Origin of the sequence: Pinirhizobacter sp. (genome assembly GCF_035317885.1) — a bacterium.
Taxonomy (GTDB): Bacteria; Pseudomonadota; Gammaproteobacteria; order Xanthomonadales; family Rhodanobacteraceae; genus Pinirhizobacter.
The window spans coordinates 1-2,285 of sequence record NZ_DATHFX010000004.1 but is presented as its reverse complement, the minus strand read 5'-3'; the positions used below and the strand labels follow the sequence as shown (position 1 = coordinate 2,285).

The 2,285-nt window shown below is 63.8% G+C and carries 3 protein-coding genes; 1 reads left to right on the top strand and 2 read right to left on the bottom strand.

What is annotated here, in order from left to right:
* On the top strand, nt 1-637 hold a 637-nt coding region (locus VK519_RS00035), incomplete at its 5' end, for a DNA glycosylase AlkZ-like family protein (RefSeq protein ID WP_324346447.1).
* On the opposite strand, the gene VK519_RS00030 is transcribed toward VK519_RS00035, so the two are convergent.
* Together VK519_RS00030 and bla are read right to left on the bottom strand one after the other, a co-directional pair.
* The gene (locus tag VK519_RS00030; protein WP_324346445.1) at nt 638-1,123 is read right to left on the bottom strand and encodes a hypothetical protein; all 486 of its coding nucleotides are present in this window, start codon (nt 1,121-1,123) and stop codon (nt 638-640) included. It lies immediately after the preceding gene.
* 112 nt (nt 1,124-1,235) lie between these two features.
* Nucleotides 1,236-2,285, bottom strand: a 1,050-nt coding sequence (gene bla / locus VK519_RS00025; RefSeq protein WP_324346443.1) for a class A beta-lactamase, incomplete at its 5' end; no start/stop codon positions are given.

Genomic DNA, 2,285 nt, shown 5'->3' with positions numbered 1-2,285 from the left:
CAATGGCGACCTCACCATCAGCCGGCGCGAGGGCATCGTCAAGACCTACGAACTGGCCAGGCGTCACTTTGGCTGGCAGCGCCGTCCGACAGGTTCGCATCCTGCCCAGTTCGCCCAATACCTGCTTGATCGCGCGCTGCGTTCGCAAGGGCTGGTGAGCCTTGATTCCACCTGTTATGGCAACCTCGGCTTTAAATCCCTGGTCGGGGAATTGATCGAGAAGGCGGCCAGGCGCGGGAAGCTGGTGGAAGTACACGTGGGTGAGGCCCTGAAGTCGCGGCAATGGATGGAGCCTGCAACGCTTGAGGCTCCCGTGGCCCACGAGCCATCACGCGTGACTATCCTCTCGCCGTTCGACCCGCTGGTGATCCAGCGCAAGCGCCTGGCGCTGTTCTTCGGCTACGACCATCGCTTTGAAGCCTACGTGCCGGTGCCGAAGCGGGTGTTCGGCTATTTCGCCCTGCCGGTGCTGGTGGGCGATGAAATGGTGGCAGCGATCGATCTGAAAATGGATCGCAAGGCCAGCATGCTTCGCGTGCAAAAGTGGACCTGGCTGGTGAAGCGGCGAGCGGGCCTGAAGGCCACCGTCGAGGAAGCCATGGCTCCCTTCGAGCGCTTCCAGCGGGGTGGCGGCTGACTAGCGCGTGGCGGCCGGGAATGCGCGAAGCGACAGATGCGTGCCGTCCACAAGTTGCGTGTCGACGCAGCCATCGCCGGGGCGCTGGCCAGGTTCGCCGGTCGATCGAATCGACGGGCGGCCATCGGTGTCGCGGTCGGCTGAGTCCCCCGCTGCACCTGCCATCACCGCAATGAATACCCACGAAGGATCGCACCACGCTTCGATGTCGATGCGCGATCCTACCAGCGCATGCTGGCAGGCACGCTCGAGCATCGCGGCCAGCGTGTCGTCCAGTTGTGATGCTTCAACAGCCACGTGGGGCAGGTTTACCGGCGTTTCGATGTGCACCCAGTGAGCACTGAAGAGCGACTTCGTGCGGCCGGCGGCACGGGCGATGGCCTCATCGACGCTGCTGCGCGGTGCTTCGCCCGTGTCGGGTGGGTCTTGCAGCAACCAGGTGGAAGGATGGGCGAGGATGTCCTGGGGCAAGTCCTGCTGCAACATCTTTCGAGCAACTCCGATGGATAGAGGATGCCCCGTGGGGGGCGGGGCATACGCTCTCACTCAACGAACCGGCTGGCGAGTACAAATATCGTAAAATTTTCGCCGCCCGTGGTCAGGGCGCTGCCTGCAAGGCCTGGTAAACGGTTTTACCGATGTTCGCGAACAAGGCATCGCGCTGTGCATCGGTCGCTGGCGAGTCGCGCAGAAGTGCGCTTATCAGCACGCGGCGCCCGTCGGGAAAGGTGATGATGCCGATGTCGTTGTAGGCACCCCTGTGACCGTTGAAGGATCCGGAGGTGCCTGTCTTGCTGGCAAAGTCGGTACCGTTGGGCAGGCCTGCACGCAGGCGACGGGGGATCACCACGTCGCGCATCAGCTTCATCAGAAGGGTGGTGGAGGAGGGTGTCAGCAACTTGCCGCTGGCAAGCTTGCCGAGGAAATCGACCGCGGCTTGGGGCGTGGTGCAGTTGCGCGGATCGGCCAGGAATGCAGCGTAGCCCCTGGCCAGGCGTGCATTTTCCTGGGCGTCGGTTTCACCTTTGGGCGGTGCCGTCCCTTTGGGCAGCTGTTCGAAGATTTCTTCGATGCCGACCTCATCCATATCCACGCGCATGCCTTCGATGCCGGCCGATTTCAGTTTCGCGGTAACGACGGCCGGACCGCCGACGAGCTTGATCAAGGCATTCACCGCGGTGTTGTCGCTCTGGGTGACCGAGCCCACCAGGAGGTCAAGCACGGTGAAGCGGGTTCGGCCACCCTTCACGGCCGCGCCGACCGAGGGCACGGCCGATCCATCCTGTACATCGCTGGTGGCCAGTGTGACTTCCTGGTCCAGCGTCAACTTGCCCTGGTCGACGAGGTCGAGCACCGTCGCGGCCACAGGTGCCTTGAACGTACTCATCATGGGGAACGGCTCGCTGCCATGCACGCTCCAGCGCTTGCCGCTGCCGACATCGACGACGGCGATGCCGATCAGGCCCGGCCGGGCCTTCGTGGCCAATCCATCAAGTGCCTGCTGCAGGTCGACATGCGCCGGACTGGATACCGCCGGCGCTGCGATGGCCTGGGGCGGAAGGCTGGTTGCGCCAACAACGAGCGCAGCGATGGCAACGGCGAGCAGCTTGGGACGAAAAGGCATGCGGTGGAACTCCATGTAGGGCAG

Coding starts and splice junctions, on each gene's coding strand:
- VK519_RS00030 (WP_324346445.1), bottom strand. CDS start 1,123: ATGTTGCAGCAGGACTTGCCCCAGGACATCCTCGCCCATCCTTCCACC.